We start from the raw sequence: 22,334 nt of genomic DNA, 5'->3' as shown, positions 1-22,334 counted from the left end.
CGTAGCCGGCACTTTCTACGAGCTCGGCGGTGTCCAGCACGAAGGACTCCCCAAGAACGGCAAACCCCGCACTGTCCCCATCCCCGAGTTTCTGTGCCCCGAGTTGGCAGCGCTCATCGCCGGCCGAGATGACGACGACCTGCTGTTCCTCACCCGCCGCGGCCAATCACTGCGAGCCAACAACTGGCGCACCCGCGAGTTCAACCCCGCCATCACCGCCGCCGGGTTCAACCTCCCCGGCCTCACCCCGCACAAGCTCCGCCACACCGCCGCCTCCCTCGCGATCGCGGCCGGCGCCGACGTCAAGGTCATCCAGACCATGCTCGGTCACAAAGACGCGTCCATGACTCTCGACATCTACGGCCACCTCTTCCCTGACCGCCTCGACGAAGTTGCCTCCGCGCTGGATCGCAACCGGCGCAAAGCCCTCCAGGACGCCGCCTAACCAGGCCGCGCGTCCTTGGGCACATGCGATGTCAGGCGACCAAGATGTCCAGTACCAGCCACGATGAGGCCAGCGGGTCGACGATCGGCCCATGGGGTGGCGGATCATCGCGCATCGGCGATCCCACCAGAGTTGGGACCGGCTACGCGCCTCCGTGTCGACCGCGGCTCATCCGGTGTCGACCGCACACTATGGGAGGCACCTACCGAGTCCACCGAGGCGGACGAGGCAGCGACCTTGACTGCAAACTGTTGCCGCGAGTGCCGGGCCGACGTCGGTCCGGCCGAACTCAAGCTACATGGTGGCCTGTGCTGGCCCCCGCGTTCTGGGCGCCGAAGCGGCTGCTGGAACCTCTCGGCCCGGGACTTTGCGATCGACCCCTTACGCTCCCGGTCGCCGGCGCGAACGTTTGTCCCCGTTCGTGAACCGATCGCGATCACCCGTGCCCGCAACAGCAGATCAGCCAACCCAGCTCTGAACCTCATGTGGACAAGATGTGGATTTGGCCAGTTGTCGATCTTGTCCGAAGGGGTCTGTCAAGGGCGCCGAAAGGGCCGCCTACCTGCGTAGACGGCCCTTCTCGTTGGTCGGGCTGACAGGATTCGAACCTGCGACCCCTTGACCCCCAGTCAAGTGCGCTACCAAACTGCGCCACAGCCCGGCCACATCCCCAACCGCTGGATGCCCGGACAGCTTAGCGCAGCCTCCCGGTCAGCTCTTGCGGGGGCGCTTCTCCCTCACGCGGACCGAGATGCGGATCGGGGTGCCCACGAAGCCGAACTGCTCTCGGAAGCGCCTCTCGATGAAGCGGCGGTAGCCGGCCTCCAGGAAGCCGCTCGTGAAGAGGATCAGCGTGGGGGGGCGGGTCTGGGCCTGCGTCGCGAACAGGATCTTCGGTTGCTTGCCGCTGCGGACGGGGGGTGGGGTGGCGGCTATGAGGTCGGCCAGCCAGGAGTTCAGCTGGCCCGTGGACACGCGCTGGTCCCAGGAGGCGAGGGCCGTCCGGAGCGCCGGCGCGAGCTTGCGGACCGAGCGGCCGGTGAGGGCCGACACGTTGATGCGCTCCGCCCAGGGGAGGCGGACCAGGCCCCGATCGAGCTCGCGGGTCAGTTGGTGGCGGCGGTCCTCGTCCACCAGGTCCCACTTGTTGAAGGCCAGGACACAGGCGCGGCCCGCGTCGACCACCATCGTCAGCACTCGGAGGTCCTGCTCGGTGATCGGCTCGGACGCGTCCAGCAACACGATCGCGACCTCGGCCGACTCGATGGCGGCCCGGGTGCGTAGCGACGCGTAGTACTCCATCCCGGAGGCCGTCTTCACGCGTTTGCGCAGGCCCGCCGTGTCGACGAACTGCCAGGTCTCACCATCGAGCTCGACCAGGGAGTCGACCGGGTCGACCGTCGTGCCGGCTACCGCGTCCACTACCGCCCTGTTCTCGCCGGTCAAGCGGTTGAGCAGCGACGACTTGCCCACGTTCGGCTTGCCGACCAGCGCTACCCGGCGGGGACCTCGGGACTCGCCGAACGATTCGCGGGGGGTCTCGGGGAGCGCGTGCAACACCGCATCGAGCAGGTCGCCGGAGTTGCGGCCGTGCAGCGCCGACACCGGGTGCGGCTCGCCCAGGCCCAGGGACCAGAGGGACGCCGTGTCAGCGAGCAGGCGGTCGTCGTCGACCTTGTTGGCGGCCAGCAGGACCGGCTTCTTCGACCGGCGGAGGACCCGCGCGGCCGCCTCGTCCGTGGTGGTGGCGCCGACCGTGGCGTCGACGACCAGCAGGACGGCGTCGGCGGTCATCATCGCCAGCTCGGCCTGTTCGGTGACCGACGCCTGCAGCCCCTCGGCCTTCGGGTCCCAGCCGCCCGTGTCCACAACGGTGAACCGGCGGCCGCTCCACAGCGCGTCGTACGCCACGCGGTCGCGGGTGACGCCGGGCTTGTCCTGCACGACCGCCTCGCGGCGGCCGATGATGCGGTTCACCAGGGTCGACTTGCCCACGTTCGGCCGCCCGACCACCGCGAGAACCGGCTGCGGCGGCTGCCCACCGTCCTCATCGGGGTGGCCGAACTCCTCGTCGATCGCAGTCCAGTCGGACTCCTCGGCCCAGGTGCCATCCAGCTCAGTCATGTCCGTCATTTCTCATCGCACAGCGGCAGCGCGCTGCTCATCCAACTCACGCACGAGCTCAGCCAGGCGCCGCCGAATCTCCTCGGTCGCCTCGCCGAGGCCGGACCGTCCCCGTTGGACGGTCAGGCGAAACGGCTCGCCGACCAGAACGTCCAGCTTAGGCCGGAACCGCCGGCGGCTCCCCGGTGGCCGCAGCGTGCCGCGCGTCGCCACCGGCAGCACCACCGCGTCGGTGGTCCGGACGAGCCACGCCGCCCCCTGCTCGGCCCGCGCCACGTCACCCGATCCCCTTGTGCCCTCGGGAAAAACGCCGAGCAGGCCGCCGTCACGCAGGATCCGCACGGCCTCCATCAGCGCCGCCCGGTCGGCCTCGCCGCGACGCACCATCAGCTGACCGATCCGCGTGAGACCCCAGCCGAGCGCGCCGCGGGCGAGCTCACTCTTCACCAGGAACACCGACCGGCGCGGCAGCATTCCGAAGATGACCCCCGGCTCGATCAACGTGCTGTGGTTCGCGACGAGCACGACCGGGCCGGTACGCGGCACGTTCGACACGCCCCGCACGCGGATCCTGTACGCCGGTCGGTACACCCACCGCGCGATCCACCGGGCAAGGTCATGCAGGCCCGGCCGGGCGTCCTCGGGCAACACCAGACCTCACCACCGGCCAGGGCCGGCAGCCACCCCGCGCAGGTCACGCTCGTCCACAATGGCCAGGATCTGGTCCAGCACCCCGGCGACGTCCAGGTGCGTGGTGTCCAGCCAGACCGCGTCGTCGGCCGGCTGCAGCGGCGACGCCACGCGGCCGGAGTCCAGCTTGTCCCGCCGCTCGACGTCCTGCTTCGTGGCGTCCAACGTGGACACCCGGCCCTCGGCCGCGTCCTGGCGGGTGCGCCGCGCGGCCCGGGCGTCGGAGGACGCGGTGAGGAAGACCTTGAGCGCGGCGTCCGGCGCGATGGCCGTGCCGATGTCGCGACCCTCGACCACGATCCCGCCGCAGGAGGAGGACACCTCGTCGATGAGCCGCCACTGGTGCTGCTTGAGCAGTTCCCGCACCCGCGGCACCGCCGAGACCGCCGACACGGCGAGCGTGACCGCCGGGCCGCGGATCTCCGCGCCCACGTTCTCGTCGCCGAGCAGGACCTCCTGGTGTACCGGGTCGGTGCTGATCCGCAGGTCGACGCCCTCCGCGACGCGCGCCACGGCGTCCTCGTCGGTGGGGTCGACACCCGCCCGCAGCACGGCGAGCGTGACGGTGCGGAACATCGCACCCGTGTCCAGATAGCCGGCACCCAGGATGGTGGCCAACCGGCGCGCCACCGTGGACTTCCCGGTTCCCGACGGGCCGTCCAGCGCGATCACGCCACGCAGCTCGCCCTCAACCACCGCGGTGCCTCCTCAGGTCCGACCTGCCCATCTCCATTGTGCCTGGTGTCCTCCCGCCCCGGGCGATCAGGCCGCAGCTGGCAACTGGTGACGTCGGATCTCCCCACTAACAGCGGATCCGGGCGCCGCGACCTGGGCCCTAGCATCCGAAACGACACATGACAGGAGGTAACGATGCTCAGACGCACAGTGATCACCCTGCTCGCCCTGGCGCTGACGCTGGTCGGGACCACGACCAGCACGACGCCGAGGGCCAGTGCGGATGTCGGCATCACCGCGGTGACCATCACCTACAACGACAGTCGCGCCGCGGAGTTCGTCGACGCGGTCGCGCAAGGCGTGGCCATCTGGAACAGCTCCGTGACGAACGTGCGGATCGTGCGCGCGGCGCCCGGCACCCGCGCCGACGTCACGGTCATCGCCGACGACGGCTGGCCCCGCGCGACGCTCGGCCCGGTCCGTCCCGGCGGCAGCGGCACGGTCTGGATGGGCCGGCAGGCGGTCAACGACGGCTACGCCGTGGTCCGCATCGCCGCGCACGAGTTCGGCCACACCCTCGGCCTGCCCGACCGCAAGCCGGGGCCGTGCTCCAGCCTGATGTCGGGCAGCTCGGCGGGCGTGTCCTGCACCAACCCGAACCCCAACGCGGCCGAGATCTCCGGGGTGCAGAGCAACTACCGCAGCGCGGCCAGGCTCGCGGACACCGGCAAGGTCGTCGTCGGCTGAGTCACAGCAGCTCGCCGAGCGTGGCGATCGCCGTCGCCAGCTGCTCGTCCGACAGGTACGGCGCGGGGCCGAACCGCAGATGGTTGCCCCGGCTGTCGGTGAGCACGCCACGCTCGGCGAGCTTGCGTTGCAGCTCACCGGCCCGCGGCGACGCGAACGCCACGAACCCGCCGTAGGCCGAGCGCGGCGCGGACCGGTCCAGCGAGATGACCTTCGGCGGCGCGTCGAGCGCGTCGAACAGCGAGACCAGCAGGCCGGTCTGGTGCTGCGACACCTCCCGCAGGAACGCGGGCGTCAGCCCTTGGGCGGCGAAGAACTCGAGCACCCGCGCGGCCCGGTAGTGGCTCGTCGGGTCGTAGGTGGAGCCGGCGAACCGCGAGCCGCCGGGCGCGTAGCCGACCAGGCCGGACGCCTTCGCGGCGAGCTCGTCGAACTCGGCGAACCACCCGGTCACCACCGGCCGCAGCGAGGCGGCGTGCGGGGGCAGGCGCAGGAAGCAGTTGCCCTCGCCGAGCTGGAGGTACTTGTAGCCGCCGCCGGTGACCCACGCGGACCCGAGCCCTTGCGCGCGCACGGAGAACGGCACCACGCCGAGCGCGTGGTAGGCGTCGACGAGCAGCTCCACTCCCCCGCGCTCACACGCCGCGGCCAGCGCGCCGAGGTCCGGCACGATCCGCGAGGTCTGGAACAGCACCGACGACACCAGCACCGCGGCCGTCCGCCCGTCGATCGCCGCGGCCAGCCGCTCGGCGAGCGAGGAGACCGGCGAGGCGGGCACCCGCACGACCTCGACGCCCTCCTCGGCCAGCCGGGCGAGCTGGCGGCGCAGCGTGTGAAACTCCCCGTCCGACGTGACCAGCCGCGGCCGGCGCGGAAGGTCCACACCGGACAGGAAGCGGATCACGAGGTCGTGGGTGGACGCGCCGAGCGCGAGGTCCCCGTCGGGATCGTCCAGCAGCGCGCGGAACCCGGCCCGCACGGCGTCGGCCTTCGCGAACGCCAGGTCCCACTTCTGGTCGACGGCCGCGGCGGCGTCGGTGAACGCCTCGATCTGGCCGTGCAGCGCGACATCCGGCCACGCCTGGTGCGAGTGCCCGGTGAGCAGCAGCCGGTTGGCCACGTCGAACCGGCCGTAGTGGTGGGCCAGCGCGTTCGGCGACCGGCGCAGAGAGTCCACTGTGGTCACAGATCGCTCCGCACGGCCCACAGGTCGGGGAACACCGAGTGGAACAGCGTCGAGCGCAGGTACTCCGCGCCCGCCGAGCCGCCGGTGCCGGCCTTGCTGCCGATGGTCCGCTCGACCATCTTCACGTGCCGGTAGCGCCACTCCTGCATGCCCTCGTCCAGGTCCACGAGCAGATCGGCCACAGTGGACGGTCCGGCGTCGTCGCGGTAGACCTGCGCCAGCACCTGCCGGACGTCGTCGGCGGCCTCCCACTGCTCGCCCACGTCCCGGTTCAGGTGGGTGGCGGAGATGTCGTAGCCGCTGCCGGCGAGGTAGGCCAGGAACGAATCGAACAGCGACGGGCGCGACATCGCCGCGGTGATCCGGTCGTGCGCGGTGCTGCCCTCGGCGTAGGGCTTGAGCATCCGGCCGTCGCGCCGGCCGAGCACGGCCTCGAGCTCGCGGAACTGCCCGGACTGGAACCCGCTCGCCGCGTCCAGCCGCTCCCGGAAGCTCGTGAACTGGCGCGGGGTCATGGTCTCGAGCACGTCGATCTGCGCGACCACGACCTTGAGGATGGTCAGCGCCCGGCGCAGCGTCCGGACCGAGTGGGCGGTGTCGACCTTCGCCAGCTTGCGCTGCAGGAGGTCGAGCTCGTGCAGCAGCTGCTTGAACCACAGCTCGTACACCTGGTGGATGACGATGAACAGCATCTCGTCGTGCTCGTCGGAGCGCGGCCGCTGGGCGGCGAGGATCTCGTCCAAGGCGAGGTAGGAGGTGTAGGTCAGGGCCGCGGACTTGCCACTGGCTTGCTGGTCGGTCATGGCATGGTCACCTCATCGAAGTAGCGCTGGGCCGCCGGCGCCAGTGCCGGGTACAGATCGTGGAACAGCCGGAGGGCCTCCGCCCTGTGCGTCGGTGCGGGCACCAGGTCCGCCGGCAGCTCCGGGTCGAGGAAGGGGAACTCCCGGAACGTGTGGACGAGCCGGGTGCGCAGCAGCAGCGCCTGCCGGTCGTCGGCGACCTCGCGGCCGCGGAAGTTCTCGACGAACGCGCGGTACCGCTCGGCGAGGTCGTCGAGGTCCCACACGCGGGCGACGAAGGTCGCGAAGTCGATCGCGGTCGCGGGCCGGCCGAGCAGGACGCCGGCGTGCGCGGTGACGTCGAGCTCGGCCAGCAGCGCCGCGACCTCGTCCTCGCGGTCGTGCGGGGCGAGCCAGGTCCCGTCCTGCACGGAGCCGAAGCCGAGGAAGCGGAGCCGGCGCACCAGCCGGGTGCGGGCGAGCCTGCGGTCCTCCGGGATCGAGTGCCACAGCACGGTCCACGTGGTCTCCTCGCGGGGGAACTCGCCGAGCGTGAAGATCCGGCGGTCGCCCTCGGCGAGCACCGCGACCGTGCGCGGGGTCAGCGCGTAGTGCACGTGCCGGCCGTCCTTGCTCCTGTCCAGGAGCCCGCGCCCGACCAGGCGGTTCAGCGCCACCCGGGCGGCGCCGGCGGAGAAGCCGAACTCCTCGAGCAGCCGCACCAGCCCGCCCGACCACACCGCACCGTGCTCGCGCGGGACGTGGTGGGCGCCGAGCAGGCTCAGCACGAGATCCTGCGGGGCCGGTTCGAACCCGCGCAGCACGTTGACCATGCCCGCGAGCATAGTTGACGCCTCAGCGCGGTCAACCGTAATGTGTTTCCGGTGAAGGTCGGCATCGGGCTCCCCAACACGATTCCGGGAACGTCCGGGGCGCTGCTCGTGGAGTGGGCCCGGCGGGCGGACGCGGGCCCGTTCGCCACGGTCGCGGTGCTGGACCGGCTGGTCTACGACAGCATCGAGCCGTTCGCCGCGCTGGCCGCGGCGGCCGCGGTCACCGAGCGGGTGCGGCTGGCCACCAACATCGCGATCGGCCCGCTGCGCGGTCCGGCGATGCTGGCCAAGCAGGCGGTGTCCGTCGACGCGCTCTCGGACGGACGGTTCACCCTCGGCCTCGGCGTCGGCGCCCGGCGCGACGACTACGAGGCGGCCGGGGTGGACCGGCGCACGCGCGGCGCGGCGCTGTCCGAGCAGCTCGCCTACCTGCGTGGCCGGCTCGACGACTCGGGCATCGGCCCGGCGCGGCCGCCGATCGAGCTGCTGGTCGGCGGGTCGAGCGGGGCCGCGTTCGCGCGGATGGCCCGCTACGCCGACGGCTACGCGCACGGCGGCGGCCCGCCGCGGGCGTTCGGCTCGGCGGCGACCCGGGCCCGGGCCGCGTGGCGGGACCTGGAGCGGCCGGGCGAGCCGGCGCTGTGGGGGCAGGGCTACTTCGCTCTCGGGGAGCCCGATCGGGGATGTGCCTACCTGCGTGACTACTACGCGTTCACCGGCCCGTTCGCGGAGAAGATCGCGGCCGGCAACCTCACGTCGGCGCGTGCGGTGAAGGACTTCGTGCGCGGCTACGAGGCGGAGGGCTGCGACGAGCTGATCCTCTACCCCACGGCCGGCGACCTCGACGACCTCGAGCGGCTGGCCGAGGTGCTGGCGTAGTGCGCGTCACCGTGGTGGGCGCCGGGCCGTCGGGGTTGTACCTGGCGATCCTGCTGAAGAAGGCGGACCCGGGCCACGAGGTCACCGTCCTGGAGCGCAACGCCGCGGACGCGACGTTCGGCTGGGGCGTGGTGTTCTCCGAGGAGACGCTGGGCGCACTGCGGGACGCGGACTACGCGACCTACCTGGAGATCACCGACTCGTTCGCCCGGTGGACCTCGATCGACATCCGGTACCGCGGGCAGACGCTGCGCTCGACCGGGCACACGTTCTCCGCGATCAAGCGGACGCACCTGCTGGACATCCTGCAGCGCCGCGCCCGTGCCCTCGGCGTCGACCTGCGGTTCGGCGTCGAGGTGTCCACTGTGGAGCCAGCGGACCTGGTGGTGGCGGCGGACGGGGCCAACAGCACGCTGCGGCGGTCCGGCGCGTTCGGGACGTCGTCGGAGCCGCAGGGGTGCAAGTACGTGTGGTTCGGCACGGACCTCGTGCTGGACGCGTTCACGTTCATCTTCAAGGAGACCGAGCACGGACTGTTCCAGGTGCACGCGTACCCGTTCGACGAGCACACCAGCACGTTCATCGTGGAGACGACCGAGCGGACCTGGCGGCGTGCCGGGCTGGACGCGATGTCGGAGAAGGAGAGCATCGAGTTCTGCTCGGCGTTGTTCGCGTCCGATCTGGACGGTCACCGGCTGATGTCGAACCGGTCGGTCTGGCTGGACTTTCCCTTGGTGCGCAACGCCGACTGGCACGACGGCAACGTGGTGCTGGTCGGCGACTCGGCGCACACCGCGCACTTCTCGATCGGCTCGGGCACGAAGCTCGCGATGGAGGACGCGATCGCGCTGGCCAACAGCTTCGTGCGGCACCCGGGCAGCGTCGAGCAGGCGCTGGTGGACTACGAGCTCGAGCGGCAGCCGGTGGTCGAGCGGTTCCAGCAGGCCGCCGGGGACAGCGCGGCGTACTTCGGCCGGGTCGGGCACTACACCGGGCTCGAGCCGATCCAGTTCGCGTTCAACCTCCTCACCCGAAGCGGGCGGATCAGCCACGCGAACCTCACCCAGCGCGACCCGCAGCTCATCCGGGTGCTGGACGCGTGGTTCGCCGCCGCCGGTTCCGCGGTCCCGCCGGGTGCGGTGGCCGCTCCCCCGATGTTCGCGCCGCTGCGGATCGGTGGGCTGACCGTGCGGAACCGGGTGGTGCGCGCGGGTGGTGACCTGGCGGACGCGGCCCGTGCCGGCGCCGGCCTCGTGCTGACGGGGTTCGTGGCGGTGAGCGATGACGGGCGGACCACGCGGTCGTGCCCGGTCCTCGACGAGTCGTGGGCGCCGGTGGTGGACAAGGTGCACGACGCCGGGGCGCTGGTGGGCGTGCGGCTCGGCCACGCCGGCCGGCGTGGCGCGGTGCGGGAGTCCGGTGTGGACGTCGCGCTGCGGGACGGGTGGCCGCTGTTGTCGGCGTCGCCGCTGCGGTACGCGCCGTTCGGTTCGGTGCCGCGGGAGCTGACTTCGGCCGACATGTCCCGGGTGCGGTCCGACTTCGTCGCGGCGGCCTCGCGGGCGCTGGCGGCCGGGTTCGACGCGCTGGAGCTCGATCTGGCGGACGGGTACCTGCTGGCGAGCTTCCTGTCGCCGCTGACGAACCGCCGGTCCGACGAGCACGGCACGGACCGGCCGCGGTTCCCGCTGTCCGTTGTGGACGCGGTGCGTGCGGTGTGGCCGAAGCTGCTGACCGTGCGCCTCACGGCGACCGACTGGGCCCCCGGCGGCCTGACGATCGAGGACGGCATCGAGCACGCGCGCGCGATGGCGGCGCACGGGGTGGACCTGGTGCACGTGCGGGCCGGGCAGACGACGGCGAGCGCGCGGCCGGAGTACCGCCGCGGCTACCTGACGACGCTGTCGGACCGCATCCGCAACGAGGCCGACGTGCCCACGCTGGTCGGCGGCTACCTGACCACCCCGGACGAGCTGAACACGATCGTCGCCGCGGGCCGGGCGGACCTGTGCGTGTTCGAGCCACCGCCGACACCCCTGGAGGCGGTGTCATGACCGCCTTCAGCCACCTCACCTCCCCCCAGGTCGCCGCGCTCCTCGCCGGGCCGCGCGCCCCCGTGCTCCTCCTGCCCGTCGGCGCGGTCGAGCCGCACGGGCCGCATGCCCCGCTCGGCACCGACCGGCTCATCTCCACCGGCATGTGCGCGCGGGCCGCGGACCGGCTCGCCGGCGACCCCGACCTGGAGGTCCTCGTCCTGCCCGCGCTCAACTACGGCGTCACAGACTTCGGGGCCGCCTTCCCCGGCGCCGTCTCGATCCGCCCGGACACCCTGCGCGCGCTGGTCGTCGACGTCTGCCGGGCGCTCGCCGGGCAGGGGTTCGAGCGGATCGTCGTGGTGAACAACCACTTCGAGCCCGCCCACGTCACCGCCCTGCGCGCCGCCACCGCGGAAGCCGGGGTCGCGTATCTCGACCTGCTCCGGCGCGCCAACGTGGCCCGGCTGACCGACGAGTTCCGGTCCGGCTCCTGCCACGCCGGCCAGTACGAGACCTCGCTGGTGCTCGCCGACCGCCCCGACCTCGTCGACACGACCGCGATGCGCGAGCTGCCGCCGGTGACCGTCGACCTGCCCGCGGCCATGTCCGCCGGGCGCACGGACTTCGTCGAGATGGGCATGGACCGCGCCTACTGCGGCGCCCCGGCCGGCGCCACCGCCGCCGAGGGAACGTCCACTTTCGACACCCTGACCGACCTGCTCGTCGAGCTGATCCGGGAAGTGGGGCGCGGCTGATGCGGTACGAGGACCTCCCCGAGCGGCTCAACCTCGCCGACTACTTCGTCGACCGCAACCTCGCCGAGGGCCGCGGCGCCCGGACCGCGCTGCTCACCGCGACCGGCCCCACCACCTACGCCGAGCTCGCCGCGCGGGTGAACCGCATCGCCAACGTCCTGCTCGAGCTGGGCGTGCGGCGCGGCGACCGGGTGCTGCTGGCGCTGTCCGACGGCGTCGAGTTCGTCGCCACCTGGTACGCGGCGCAGAAGATCGGCGCGGTCACCGCCGAGGTCTACACGTTCCTGCCGGCCAAGGACTACCGCTACTTCCTCGACTACACCGGCGCCGAGGTCGTCGTGGTCGATCCGGTGACGCTGGACCGGATGCGCGAGGCCGCCACCGCGAAGCACCGGCTGCTGGTCGTCGGCGAGGCCGCCCTCCGCGCCGGCGAGCACGACCTCGCCACGCTCGCCGGCCAGGCACCAGACACAGTGGACACCGCGCCGACCACAAAGGACGACGTCGCGATCTGGAAGTTCACCACCGGCAGTACCGGCGCGCCCAAGGCGTGCGTGCACACCGCCGCGAGCCCGGTGCTCAGCCACGACGGCTACGCACGCGGCGTGCTCGACCTCGGCCCGACCGACATCGTCCTGCCGGTTCCCAAGCTGTTCTTCGGCTACGCCCGCGACCTCGCCGCGCTCTACCCGTTCGGCGTCGGGGGCGCCGGCATCGCGTTCCCCGAGCGCACGACCGCCGAGCGGATCTTCGGGTTGATCGCCCGGGACCGGCCGACGATCCTGGTCAACGTGCCGACGATGATGAGCGCGATGGTCGCCCACCCCGAAGCGTCCACACAGGACCTCAGCTGCCTGCGCCTGTGCACCTCGGCCGGCGAGGCGCTGCCGGCCGAGCTGCACCGCAAGTGGGACGCCGCGTTCGGCGTCGAGGTCGTGGATGGCATCGGCTCGTCGGAGGCCTACCACATCTACATCTCCAACCGGCCCGGCGCGGCCCGCCAGGGCAGCTGCGGGCAGGCGGTCCCCGGCTACACCGCCCGGGCGGTCGGCGACGACGGCGCCGAGGTGCCGGACGGCGAGATCGGCACGCTGGAGGTCACCGGCGGGACGGTCGCGAAGGAATACTGGCAGGACCCGGAGAAGTCGGCGGCCACCTTCCGCGGCGACACCGTCCACACGGGAGACCTGTTCAGCCGGGACGTCGACGGGTTCTTCACCTACCACGGCCGCGCCGACGACCTGCTGAAGGTCGGCGGGATCTGGGTGGCGCCGAGCGAGATCGAGCACTGCCTGATCGGCCACCCGGACGTCGTCGAGTGTGGGGTGGTCGGGCAGGAGTCCGACGGGCTGGTCCGCACCCGCGCCTACGTGGTGCTGCGCGACGGGATCGACGGCTCCGCCGCCGAGCTCCGCGAGTACGTCGGCGCGCGGCTGTCCGGGCACAAACGTCCACACGAGATCGTGTTCGTCGCCGAGCTGCCGCGCACCAGCAACGGCAAGCTCGACCGGCGCGCGTTGCGGACGCTGTCATGAGCCGCCTCGTCGTCATCACCGGCGGCACCAAGGGAATCGGCGCGGCGATCGCCCAGCGGTTCACCGACAGCGGCGACCGGGTCGTGGCGCTCAACCACGTGGACCTCGACGTCACCAACGAGGACGCGGTGGCCGACGTGCTCGTCTCGATCGAGGTCGACGTGCTGGTGAACAACGCCGGCATCGCCACGAGCGCGCCGGTGCACCGGACCACGGTGGACGACTGGCGCGCGCAGCTGGAGGTGAACGCGACCGGCGCGTTCCTCTGCACGCGGGCCGTGCTGCCCGGCATGCGGGAACGGGATCGCGGCCGGATCGTCACGGTCGCCTCCACCGCCGCGCACGTCGGCCGGCCCTACACCGCCGGGTACACCGCGTCCAAGCACGCGGCCGTCGGCCTGATGCGCACGGTCGCCGCCGAGGTCGCGGGCACCGGTGTCACCGCGAACGCCGTCTGCCCCACGTTCGTGCGCACCGACATGACCGCCCGCTCCGTGGCGCGGATCGTCGAGCGGACCGGACGGTCCGAAGAGGACAGCGAGGCGTCGCTCGCGGCGATGGCACCGCTCGGCCGGCTGCTCGAACCCGAGGAGGTCGCGTTCGCCGTCGCGTTCCTCGCCGCACCGGAGGCGGGCGCGATCAACGGCCAGACGATCGTCCTGGACGGAGGAGGGATCCAAGCATGAGCCCATTCAGGGCGTCGCCGGGTTTCACCGAGGACTGGAAGCACTTCGACTTCGCGGTCGCCGACGGGGTCGCCACGGTGACGTTCGCCCGGCCGGACAAGCTGAACGCGCTCACCTTCGACGTCTACGCCGACCTGCGGGACATCCTCGCCGAGCTGCCGCACCGCGGTGACGTGCGGGTGGTCGTGCTGGCCGGCCGGGGTCGCGGGTTCTGCTCCGGCGGCGACGTCGAGGAGATCATCGGCGAGCTGCAGAAGATGGCGCCCGCGCAGCTGCTGGAGTTCACCCGGATGACGGGCGCGGTGGTGAAGGCACTGCGGGAGTGCCCGCTCCCGGTGATCGCGTCGGTCAACGGCATCGCGGCCGGCGCCGGCTCGGTGATCGCGCTGGCGAGCGACTTCCGGCTGCTGGCGTCGTCGGCGTCATTCGCGTTCCTGTTCACCAAGGTCGGCCTGGCCGGCGCGGACATGGGCTCGGCGTACCTGCTGCCGCGGCTGGTCGGGCTCGGCCGGGCCACCGAGCTGCTGATCCTCGGCGACAAGGTCGACGCGGCGCACGCGGACCGGATCGGCCTGGCCACGTCCGTGGTGCCCGACGACGAGCTGGCCGCCGCGACCGAGGCGCTGGCGCGGCGGCTCGCGGACGGGCCGGCGCTCGCGTACTCGACCACGAAGGTGCTGCTCACCCGCGAGCTGGACATGGACCTGGGCAGCGCCATCGAGCTCGAGGCGATGACCCAGGCGCTGCTGATGAAAACCGACGACCACGCCGAGTTCTACGCCGCGTGGTCCGCCGGCCGCCGTCCACAGTGGAGGGGCCAGTGAGTCCACACGAGATCGTCACCGCGGCGGGGCTCGCCGAGCCCGTCGGGTTCGCGCACGCCGTGGTGGCCACCCCCGGCCGGACGGTGTACCTGGGTGGGCAGACCGCGCAGGGCCCGGACGGCGCGATCGTCGGATCGACCATCGTGGAGCAGTTCGACGTCGCCGCCGGGAACGTCGCCACCGCGCTGGCCGCGGCCGGCTCGGCGCCGGACCAGCTGGTGTCGCTGATCATCTACACGACGTCGGTGGCCGAGTACCGGTCGGCGCTGCGGGAGCTGGGTCCGTTGTGGCGCAAGCACTTCGGCCGCCACTACCCCGCGGTCGCGCTGCTCGGCGTGGCCGCGCTGTTCGACGACGCGGCGAAGGTCGAGCTGGTCGGGACGGCGGTGATTCCGGCATGAGCCTGCTGGAGCGCGCCGAGTCGGTCGCCCGCACGCTGTCGCCCATCGCCGCGGCCGGCAAGCCCGGTGAGGTCAACCTGGCGTTGCTCGAGGCGCTCGCGTCGGAGGGCTTGCTGGGCGAGATCTTCCGGCGGGACGGTGCCGGGTACGCGCCCACGTCCGCGATGGCGTTGTGCCTGATCCGGGAGGGGCTGGCGCGCCACTGCACGGAGGCGGAGACCGCGTTCGCTCTCCAGGGGTTGGGGGCGTACCCGATTCTGCTGGCCGGGCAGCCGGCAGTGGTCGAGGAGTGGATTCCGCGGATCGCCGCCGGGGAGGTGGCCGTGGGGTTCGCGCTCACCGAGCCTTCCGCGGGTTCCGATGCGGCTTCGCTTGCGCTGTCGGCGGTGCCGGATGGGTCCGGGTATCGGCTGTCCGGGGAGAAGGCGTTCATCTCCAACGCGCCGGACGCGGCGGTGTACACGGTGTTCGCGCGGACGAGTGACAACGGGTCGCGGGGGATCACCGCTTTTGCCGTGCCCGGGACGGGATTGGGCGGAAGTCGGCAGGTCCTGGTGTCGCCGCATCCCATTGGGCGGCTTGTCTTCGACGACGTGTTCGTGCCGTCGTCGGCCGTGCTGGGCGACGTGGACGGCGGGTGGAAGGTCGCGATGCGGACGCTGGACATGTTCCGGCCGAGCGTCGGGGCGTTCGCTCTCGGGATGGGACAGGCCGCCTTGGATGCCGCTGTCGCCTACACGGGTTCTCGGGAGGCGTTCGGGCGGCCGTTGCGCTCGTTCCAGGCGGTGTCGCACCAGCTCGCCGACGTGGCCACCCGGTTGCATGCCGCCCGGCTTCTCGTGCACGACGCCGCCGCCTCCTATGACGCCGGCGGTCGTACCGGTCACCTGTCTGCCATGGCCAAGTTGTTCGCTACCGAGACTGCGCAAGTTGCCGTCGATGTGGCTATTCAGGTACACGGGGCCCGGGCTCTCGAGCAGGGGCATCTGCTGGAGCACCTGTACCGGGAGGTCCGGGCGCCGCGGATCTATGAGGGGGCGAGCGAGATCCAGCGCGAGATCATCGCCCGCCACCTCTACCGCTGATACCGCTGAGCGCGGAAACCCGCGAGATCAGCGGGCCGGGATCGTGGTCATCGCCTCCGTCAGTTCCTCGTCCGACAGCTCCCTGTCCACCATGTCGCCCGCCAGGTAGCTCGCGTACGCAGGCAGGTCCAGGTGGGCGTGACCGCACAGGGCCGTCAGGATGACCTTCTCCTCCCCCGTTTCCTTGCAGCGCAACGCCTCCCGCACGCACTCCGCCAACGCGTGGGTCGGCTCCGGGGCCGGGACGATGCCCTCCGCCCTCGCGAAGCGGACGCCTGCCGCGAAGCACTCGTTCTGGGGGATCGCCACCGCATCCACCAGGCCCAGCTCCACTATGTGCGACAGCAGCGGCGACATCCCGTGGTACCGCAGGCCGCCCGCGTGGATGGGGTCCGGGATGAACTCGTGGCCCAGCGTGTGCATCTTCAGCAGCGGCGTGAGGCCTGCCGTGTCGCCGAAGTCGTAGGTGTACTTGCCGCGCGTCAGCGACGGGCACGCGGCCGGCTCCACCGCGCGGATGTGCGGGTCGATGCGGCCCGCCAGCTTCTCGCGGAGGAACGGGAACACCAGGCCGCCGAAGTTGGAGCCGCCGCCGGTGCAGCCGACGATCACATCGGGAGTGTCGCCGGCCAGCTCGAACTGGCGGATGGCCTCCTCGCCGATGATCGTCTGGTGGAGGAGCACGTGATTGAGCACGCTGCCCAGCGCATACCTGGCATCCGGGTTGCCCGCGGCCATCTCGACCGCCTCGCTGATCGCTATGCCCAGGCTGCCCGTCGAGTCCGGGTGGGCCTCGAGGATCGCGCGTCCGGAGTTGGTCAGCTTCGACGGGCTCGGGTGGACCGTCGCGCCGAAGGTCTCCATCATGATCTTGCGGTACGGCTTCTGGTCGTACGACGCGCGGACCTGCCAGACCTCACACTCGAGACCGAACTGGGCGCACGCGAACGCCAGCGCGCTCCCCCACTGACCGGCACCCGTCTCCGTCGTCAGCTTGGTGACGCCCTCGGCCGCGTTGTAGAACGCCTGCGGCACCGCCGTGTTCGGCTTGTGCGAGCCGACCGGACTCACGCCCTCGTACTTGTAGTAGATCCGCGCGGGCGTGCCGAGTGCCTTCTCCAACCGGTGCGCCCGGTACAGCGGCGACGGCCGCCACAGCCGGTAGACCTCCTGCACCTCGTCCGGGATCGGGATGTATCGCTCCGCGCTGACCTCCTGCGCGATCAGCGCCAGAGGAAATAGCGGTGCCAGATCCTCGGGCCCGACCGGCTCGCCCGTGCCGGGGTGCAGTGGCGGGGGCGGCGGCTCCGGCAGGTCGGCCACCACGTTGTACCAACTGGTTGGCATGTCGGACTCGTCGAGGAGGAACTTGGTACGGCCGGCCATCGTGGCTCCTTGATCGGCAACGCGAGCGACACAACGTTAGGACCGGCCGTCCCGGGAAGAAAAGGGCCCGTTCAGGTCGTTACCCTGACGTGGTGAATGTCGAGGTGACCCCCCTTCCTGGGATCGGCACGCGTCAGGACTTCGTGGCCCGCGCGGGACGCCGTATCGGAGTGATCACGTACCGGGACGGTCGCTTCGAGCTCATCATCTCCCGGCAGGACGACCCGGACGCCTGTACCGCGTCCATCCCGCTGTCGGTCGAGGAGGCCAGCGCGCTCGCCGGCCTGCTCGGCGCGCCACAACTGGTCGCCGACCTGCGCAAGGAGAACGAGGGCCTCACCGGCGTGCACACCAAGCAGCTGTCGCTGCTGCACGGCTCGCCGTTCGACGGCCGCACGCTCGGTGACACCCAGCTGCGCTCCCGCACCGCGGTCTCCGTGGTGGCGGTGGTGCGCGCGGGCACCGTGCACCCGTCGCCGCGACCCGACTTCGTCCTCGGCGGCGGCGACGCCCTGATCGCCGTCGGTACCACCGAGGGGCTCGCCAAAGCGGCGGACGTCCTCGACCGCGGATAAGGGCCCGTGCACGGCTCGGCGGTCGCGCTCATCGAGCTCGGTGCCATCTTCTTCGGCCTCGGTGTGCTCGGCCGGGTGGCGTGGCGGATCGGCATCTCGCCCATCCCGTTCTACCTGCTCGGCGGCCTCGCGTTCGGCCACGGTGGGCTGCTCCCGCTCGGCGGCATCGCGGACTTCACCTCGCTCGCCGGGGAGATCGGCGTCATCCTGCTGCTCCTGCTGCTGGGCCTGGAATACTCGGCGGCCGAGCTGGTCACGGGCCTGCGCCGGTCGTGGCCGGCGGGGCTCGTCGACCTCGTGCTCAACGCGACGCCGGGCGTGGCCGTGGCGCTGATCCTCGGCTGGGGGCCGGTCGGCGCGCTCGCGATGGGTGGCGTCACCTACATCTCGTCCTCGGGGATCATCGCGAAGGTGCTCGGCGACCTGGGGCGGCTGGGCAACCGGGAGACCCCGGTGGTGCTGTCGATCCTCGTGTTCGAGGACCTCGCGATGGCCATCTACCTGCCCATTCTCACCGGCGTGCTGGCCGGCGCGACGCTGCTCGGCGGGCTGTCCGCCACCGCCATCTCACTCGTCGTGGTCACCCTGGTGCTGGTCCTGGCGCTGAAGTTCGGCCGGTACGTGTCGGCCATCGTGGACAGCAAGAGTCCCGAGGTGTTCCTGCTGCGCGTGCTGGGTGCCGCGCTGCTGGTCGCGGGCGTCGCGCAGCAGCTGCAGGTGTCGGCCGCGGTCGGCGCGTTCCTGCTCGGCATCGCGATCTCGGGGTCGACGGCGGAGAACGCCACCCGGATGCTGGAGCCCCTGCGGGACCTGTTCGCGGCGATGTTCTTCGTGGTGTTCGGGCTCAACACGGTGCCGAGCACGATCCCGCCGGTGCTCGGCGCGGCGCTGGCGCTGGCCGTGGCCACCACCGTCACCAAGGTGGTCACCGGCTGGTGGGCGGCGAAGCGCCAGGGCATAGCGAAGATGGGCCGGGCCCGCGCCGGCGCGGCCCTGGTGGCCCGCGGCGAGTTCTCGATCGTCATCGCGGGGCTCGCGGTGTCCGCCGGCGCGGTCGACCACCAGCTAGCGGCGCTGGCCACGGCCTATGTGCTGATCATGGCGGTGTTCGGGCCGCTCGCCGCGCGGGCCGTCGAGCCGGTGATGCGCGCGGCGCAGGCCCGGCTACGGCCGCGGACCGCGCCCGCCTGACAGCTCCGCCAGCAGCAGGCCGCTGCGGGGCTTCGGGGTGAAGTAGGTGCTCTTGCGGGGCATCCGCCGGCCGGCCGCGTGGACGGCCAGGACGTCGGCGAGCGGCACGGGAGCCAGCAGCAGCACGGCGTCCGCGTCGGGAGGTGGCGGGCGGTCGCCGGCCAGCGGGCGGACGTGCGGGCCCTCGGGGTCGATGCCGAGCGCGTCGCGGATGAGCAGGTCCTCCACGGCGGCGTGGTCGATGCCTCCCGTCGGGAGCTCGACCACCAGGGTTCCGGCCGGGCAGCGGGCCACGACCGTGCCCGGGTGCTCCGGCGGGGCGGCGTGGTCGACCTCGTGGACGGTGAGGCCGTGGCCGCGCCACAGATCGCGAAGTGTGGCCGCGTCGAGGTCGGTGCCCATGAGCACCCGGTGGAACGCGCCGATCCGCAGCCGCGGGCCCGCCGTGACGAGCGCGAGCAGGCCGCTGAGCCCGGCGGCGGCCGCGGCGGCGACCCGGTGGTTGCCGTCGGCCACCATCAGCGGGTGCGCGGCCACCTCGGCCAGCACGTCGTCGCGGGCCGGGCCGGGGCCGAGGAGCCACAGCCGGTGCCGCCGGCCGTTGGAGTCCACAGTGGACACCTCGGGTGGCCGGTGCGCGATCGTGCGGCGGACCGCGGCGGTGAGCGTGTCCTGCTCCCCCACCGGCACGAGCATGGCCGCGCTCGTCGCGTAGCCCAGCCCGGCGAGCACCTCGGCCCGCTCGGCGACGACCTCCGGGTAGATCTCCTCGCTGTGCCGTACCCGGCCGATCCCGTCGGCGTCGACGGCGGCCGGGTCGACCATGCACAGCAACCCGCACGCCGTCCCATCCGGACCGTCCACTTCGTACGGTGCGACGACGTCGGTGACCGCCCGGTAGTCCTTGCGCAGCAACACGGACAGCGTGGCGCGCGCGGTGGGCAGCGCGTCGAGCAGGCCGAGGCCCTCGGCGCGGGCCGCCGGTGTCCGATGTGGATGCTGGACGGCGAGCAGCGTGTCGGTGGTGCGCCGGCCGAGCGCGTCGATGATCCGGTCGGGCTCGGCGAACTCGTCCACGTCCGGGCCGGGCACCTCGTGACGCACGACCCAGCCGCGGTCGATCGGCCCGACCCAGCTCATGTCAGAGGTCGACGGCGGCGAAGAGTGAGCCGATCTCGGGCCGGTTGAGGGCACGCAGCGAGCCCGAGCGCTGGCCGCCGAGCCGGACGTCGGCGATCTGGGTGCGGACGAGGTTGCGCACCGGGTGGCCGACCTCGGCGAGCAGCCGCCGGACGATGTGGTTGCGGCCCTCGTGCAGGACGACCTCCACCAGCGCCCGCCCGCCGGAGGAGTCGACGACCCGGAAGGCGTCGACCGCGACCGGGCCGTCCTCGAGCTCGATGCCGTCGCGCAGCTGGCGGCCGATCGTGCGCGGGATGGGACCGTTGACCTCGGCGAGGTAGGTCTTGAGCACCACGAACGACGGGTGCATGAGGCGGTGGGCGAGGTCGCCGTCGTTGGTGAGGAGCAGCAGGCCCTCGGTGTCGGCGTCGAGCCGGCCGACGTGGAAGAGGCGTTCCGTGCGGTCGCGGACGTAGTCGCCGACGCAGGGGCGGCCGCGGTCGTCGGACATGGTGGAGTGGACGCCGCGTGGCTTGTTGAGCGCGAGGTACACGAGGTCGTTGCGGACGACGACGCGGACGCCGTCGACGTGGATGACCGCGGTGTCGGGGTCGACGCGGCGGCCGAACTCGTTGACCACCTTGCCGTCCACGCTGACCCGCCCCGCGGCGATCAGCTCCTCGGCGGCGCGCCGGGAGGCCACGCCCGCTTGGGCGAGGACTTTCTGGAGCCGGATTCCGTCGTCAGATGTCATCGATCGAGTCCACTTCCGGCAGCAGCGGCGCGATCGGCGGTAGATCGTCCAAAGTGGACAGGCCGAGGCGCTCGAGGAACAGTTCGGTGGTGCGGTAGAGAAATCCGCCTGTCTCCAGGTCGGTGCCGGTCTCCTCGACCAGCCCTCGCGCGAGGAGCGTACGGATGACGCCGTCACAGTTGACCCCGCGGACGGCCGCGACGCGCGCGCGCGTAACGGGCTGCCGGTAGGCGATGACGGCGAGCGTCTCGAGGGCGGCGCGGGTGAGCTTGGCGCGCTGGCCGTCGAGCAGCATCTTCTCGACGTAGGGCGCGTACTTGTCGCGGGTGTAGTACCGCCAGCCGCCGCCGGCCCGCCGCAGGTCGAACCCGCGCTCGTCGGCGGCGAGCTGCCCGGCCACCCGCAGCAGCGACTCGGTGACCCGCTCGACCGACGTCCCGAGCGCGGCGGCGAGCACGTCCTCCTCGACAGGCGAGTCGACGACGAGGAGGAGCGCCTCGAGTGCCTTCTCGAGCTCGCCCTCGGAGAGCTCGGGCAGTTCCTCGGCTCTCTCGTCCGGGGACTCGTCGAGGGCCTCGGTGGGGGGATCGGCGTCCGCGGGCTCGGCCCCGGTGGGTTCGGCGAGGCCGGTGACTTCGGCCGCGTCGGTGGCTTCGGCGAGGTCGGCGAGGTCGGCGGGTTCGGCGAGGTCGGCGACCTCGGTGGGGTCGGCGGGGTCGGTGGGGTCGGTGGGGTCGGCGACCTCGGTGGGTTCGGCGGGGTCGGCGGGGTCGGCGGTCGTCTCGCCTTCGGCGGCCTGGGTGGGCGGATCGGCCTCGGCGGGCTCGCTACCCATCGATTCGATCGGAGGCTCGGGCCGCTCCTCCGCCAGGTCGGTCGGCGGATCGGCATCTGCCGACCCGGCCGGAGATTCGGCGGCCAGGTCGGTGGGCGAATCGGTATCCGCCGATGCAGCGGGGGACTCCGTGCCCGCCTCATCGGCCAGGTCTGCGGATTGGTCGCCATCCGCCGACGTGGCCGGCGACTCGACGGCCAGATCGATGGGTCGGTCGCCGTCCTCTGGCGCAGCCGGCGACTCGACGGCCGTCTCGGCGGCCAGGTCGGTCGGCGGGTCGGCATCGGCGGGCTCGCTACCAGCCGGTTCGATCGGAGGCTCGGGCTGCTCCGCCGAGATCACGTCGGTGGGTGGGTCGGCATCCGCGGGCGTGGCCGGAGATTCGGCGGCCAGCTCGGCGGTCAGCTCGGTAGGCCGGTCGGCATCCGCCGGCGTGGCTGGGGACTTGCCAGCCACCTCCGTGGGTGGATCAGCATCCGCCGAGGTCGCCTCAGCGACCGCTTCCGCGGGCGAGTCGGCGGCCTGTGGCGTGGCTGGGGTCTTCGGCTCGGGCGGGGCTTCCGCGGAGTGGGTTGGCCTCCGGCCCCCGGTTTCCAGCCTACCGGCGCCTACCGACAGTTCCGGGGCGTCGACCTCCGGGTTGTGGACAGGCTCGGTGGCCGTCGGTGGGTCCGCGTCGGCGGAGCGGTTGGCCGGGGAGCCGGCAGCCGAGGCCGGATCGCGCGGGTCGCGCAGGTCCTGCGGGTTCTGTGGTGAACTCACCCGTAATCCTCCTCGTCGCCCACGCC

22 protein-coding genes and 1 tRNA gene are annotated in these 22,334 nt (G+C 72.2%); 12 read left to right on the top strand and 11 right to left on the bottom strand.

Annotated features, from left to right (window positions below):
• On the top strand, window positions 1–445 hold a 445-nt coding region (locus tag VGD70_RS00810; RefSeq protein ID WP_331077046.1), incomplete at its 5' end, for a tyrosine-type recombinase/integrase.
• A gap of 584 nt (window positions 446–1,029) precedes the next feature.
• On the opposite strand, the gene VGD70_RS00805 is transcribed toward VGD70_RS00810, so the two are convergent.
• The 4 genes from VGD70_RS00805 to cmk form a co-directional block, all read right to left on the bottom strand.
• Window positions 1,030–1,106: transfer RNA gene (locus VGD70_RS00805), tRNA-Pro, on the bottom strand.
• 50 nt (window positions 1,107–1,156) lie between these two features.
• Window positions 1,157–2,569, bottom strand: coding sequence for a ribosome biogenesis GTPase Der (gene der / locus VGD70_RS00800; RefSeq protein WP_331077044.1), 1,413 nt, complete (start codon window positions 2,567–2,569; stop codon window positions 1,157–1,159).
• A gap of 12 nt (window positions 2,570–2,581) precedes the next feature.
• Window positions 2,582–3,217 carry a lysophospholipid acyltransferase family protein gene (locus VGD70_RS00795; RefSeq protein ID WP_331077042.1) on the bottom strand — a complete coding sequence of 212 codons (636 nt, stop codon included), beginning with the start codon at window positions 3,215–3,217 and terminating at the stop codon, window positions 2,582–2,584.
• Window positions 3,218–3,226: 9 nt separating this feature from the next.
• On the bottom strand, window positions 3,227–3,955 hold the full coding sequence (cmk, locus tag VGD70_RS00790; RefSeq protein WP_331077040.1) for a (d)CMP kinase: 729 nt from the start codon (window positions 3,953–3,955) through the stop codon (window positions 3,227–3,229).
• Window positions 3,956–4,129: 174 nt separating this feature from the next.
• On the opposite strand from cmk, the gene VGD70_RS00785 reads away from it, so the two are divergent.
• A complete protein-coding gene (locus VGD70_RS00785) occupies window positions 4,130–4,681 on the top strand; it encodes a snapalysin family zinc-dependent metalloprotease (protein WP_331077038.1) in 552 nt (183 codons plus the stop codon).
• A 1-nt stretch (window position 4,682) separates the two neighbouring features.
• Here VGD70_RS00785 and VGD70_RS00780 read toward each other — a convergent pair whose 3' ends face one another.
• The 3 genes from VGD70_RS00780 to VGD70_RS00770 are packed head-to-tail and all read right to left on the bottom strand — an operon-like array spanning window position 4,683 to window position 7,482.
• Window positions 4,683–5,867, bottom strand: coding sequence for a kynureninase (locus VGD70_RS00780; protein WP_331077036.1), 1,185 nt, complete (start codon window positions 5,865–5,867; stop codon window positions 4,683–4,685).
• On the bottom strand, window positions 5,864–6,670 hold the full coding sequence (locus VGD70_RS00775) for a tryptophan 2,3-dioxygenase (protein WP_331077034.1): 807 nt from the start codon (window positions 6,668–6,670) through the stop codon (window positions 5,864–5,866). The genes VGD70_RS00780 and VGD70_RS00775 overlap by 4 nt, the downstream gene beginning before the upstream one ends.
• Window positions 6,667–7,482 carry a PaaX family transcriptional regulator C-terminal domain-containing protein gene (locus VGD70_RS00770; RefSeq protein WP_331077031.1) on the bottom strand — a complete coding sequence of 272 codons (816 nt, stop codon included), beginning with the start codon at window positions 7,480–7,482 and terminating at the stop codon, window positions 6,667–6,669. The genes VGD70_RS00775 and VGD70_RS00770 overlap by 4 nt, the downstream gene beginning before the upstream one ends.
• A gap of 51 nt (window positions 7,483–7,533) precedes the next feature.
• Here VGD70_RS00770 and VGD70_RS00765 point away from each other — a divergent pair, with 51 nt between their 5' ends.
• The 8 genes from VGD70_RS00765 to VGD70_RS00730 are packed head-to-tail and all read left to right on the top strand — an operon-like array spanning window position 7,534 to window position 15,683.
• The gene (locus VGD70_RS00765; RefSeq protein WP_331077029.1) at window positions 7,534–8,361 is read left to right on the top strand and encodes an LLM class flavin-dependent oxidoreductase; all 828 of its coding nucleotides are present in this window, start codon (window positions 7,534–7,536) and stop codon (window positions 8,359–8,361) included.
• The gene (locus VGD70_RS00760; protein ID WP_331077027.1) at window positions 8,361–10,415 is read left to right on the top strand and encodes an FAD-dependent monooxygenase; all 2,055 of its coding nucleotides are present in this window, start codon (window positions 8,361–8,363) and stop codon (window positions 10,413–10,415) included. Before VGD70_RS00765 ends, VGD70_RS00760 begins: the two co-directional genes overlap by 1 nt.
• Window positions 10,412–11,152 (top strand): creatininase family protein, encoded by a 741-nt coding sequence (locus VGD70_RS00755; protein WP_331077025.1) that lies wholly within the window; start codon window positions 10,412–10,414, stop codon window positions 11,150–11,152. The genes VGD70_RS00760 and VGD70_RS00755 overlap by 4 nt, the downstream gene beginning before the upstream one ends.
• Window positions 11,152–12,687, top strand: coding sequence for a benzoate-CoA ligase family protein (locus tag VGD70_RS00750; RefSeq protein WP_331077023.1), 1,536 nt, complete (start codon window positions 11,152–11,154; stop codon window positions 12,685–12,687). Before VGD70_RS00755 ends, VGD70_RS00750 begins: the two co-directional genes overlap by 1 nt.
• On the top strand, window positions 12,684–13,373 hold the full coding sequence (locus tag VGD70_RS00745; protein WP_331077021.1) for an SDR family oxidoreductase: 690 nt from the start codon (window positions 12,684–12,686) through the stop codon (window positions 13,371–13,373). The genes VGD70_RS00750 and VGD70_RS00745 overlap by 4 nt, the downstream gene beginning before the upstream one ends.
• Entirely contained in the window at window positions 13,370–14,197 is an 828-nt protein-coding gene (locus VGD70_RS00740; RefSeq protein WP_331077020.1) for an enoyl-CoA hydratase family protein, read from the top strand. The genes VGD70_RS00745 and VGD70_RS00740 overlap by 4 nt, the downstream gene beginning before the upstream one ends.
• The gene (locus VGD70_RS00735; RefSeq protein WP_331077018.1) at window positions 14,194–14,598 is read left to right on the top strand and encodes a RidA family protein; all 405 of its coding nucleotides are present in this window, start codon (window positions 14,194–14,196) and stop codon (window positions 14,596–14,598) included. The genes VGD70_RS00740 and VGD70_RS00735 overlap by 4 nt, the downstream gene beginning before the upstream one ends.
• Window positions 14,595–15,683, top strand: coding sequence for an acyl-CoA dehydrogenase family protein (locus tag VGD70_RS00730; RefSeq protein WP_331077016.1), 1,089 nt, complete (start codon window positions 14,595–14,597; stop codon window positions 15,681–15,683). The genes VGD70_RS00735 and VGD70_RS00730 overlap by 4 nt, the downstream gene beginning before the upstream one ends.
• 27 nt (window positions 15,684–15,710) lie before the next feature.
• Here VGD70_RS00730 and VGD70_RS00725 read toward each other — a convergent pair whose 3' ends face one another.
• Complete coding sequence (locus VGD70_RS00725; RefSeq protein WP_331077014.1) at window positions 15,711–17,069, bottom strand: TrpB-like pyridoxal phosphate-dependent enzyme; 1,359 nt, start codon at window positions 17,067–17,069, stop codon at window positions 15,711–15,713.
• A 92-nt stretch (window positions 17,070–17,161) separates the two neighbouring features.
• Here VGD70_RS00725 and VGD70_RS00720 point away from each other — a divergent pair, with 92 nt between their 5' ends.
• On the top strand, window positions 17,162–17,644 hold the full coding sequence (locus VGD70_RS00720; RefSeq protein ID WP_331077012.1) for a cation:proton antiporter regulatory subunit: 483 nt from the start codon (window positions 17,162–17,164) through the stop codon (window positions 17,642–17,644).
• Window positions 17,645–17,650: 6 nt separating this feature from the next.
• Complete coding sequence (locus VGD70_RS00715; protein ID WP_331077010.1) at window positions 17,651–18,835, top strand: cation:proton antiporter; 1,185 nt, start codon at window positions 17,651–17,653, stop codon at window positions 18,833–18,835.
• On the opposite strand, the gene VGD70_RS00710 is transcribed toward VGD70_RS00715, so the two are convergent.
• From VGD70_RS00710 to scpB, 3 genes are read right to left on the bottom strand one after another with little or no spacing between them, the layout of a single operon-like run.
• Complete coding sequence (locus VGD70_RS00710) at window positions 18,809–19,975, bottom strand: DUF1015 family protein (protein ID WP_331077007.1); 1,167 nt, start codon at window positions 19,973–19,975, stop codon at window positions 18,809–18,811. The two genes, VGD70_RS00715 and VGD70_RS00710, sit on opposite strands and share 27 nt — an antisense overlap.
• 1 nt (window position 19,976) lies before the next feature.
• Window positions 19,977–20,711, bottom strand: a complete 735-nt coding sequence (locus VGD70_RS00705) for a pseudouridine synthase (protein ID WP_331077006.1) — start codon at window positions 20,709–20,711, stop codon at window positions 19,977–19,979.
• Window positions 20,701–21,546: an SMC-Scp complex subunit ScpB gene (gene scpB / locus VGD70_RS00700; RefSeq protein WP_331077005.1), complete on the bottom strand. Its 846-nt coding sequence runs from the start codon at window positions 21,544–21,546 to the stop codon at window positions 20,701–20,703. The genes VGD70_RS00705 and scpB overlap by 11 nt, the downstream gene beginning before the upstream one ends.
• Window positions 21,547–22,334 lie beyond the last annotated feature (788 nt).

Origin of the sequence: Actinophytocola sp. (assembly GCF_036402745.1) — a bacterium.
Classification (GTDB): domain Bacteria; phylum Actinomycetota; class Actinomycetes; order Mycobacteriales; family Pseudonocardiaceae; genus Actinophytocola.
The sequence above is the reverse complement of the archived record's forward strand: the minus strand, read 5'-3'. Positions and strand labels throughout refer to the sequence as shown.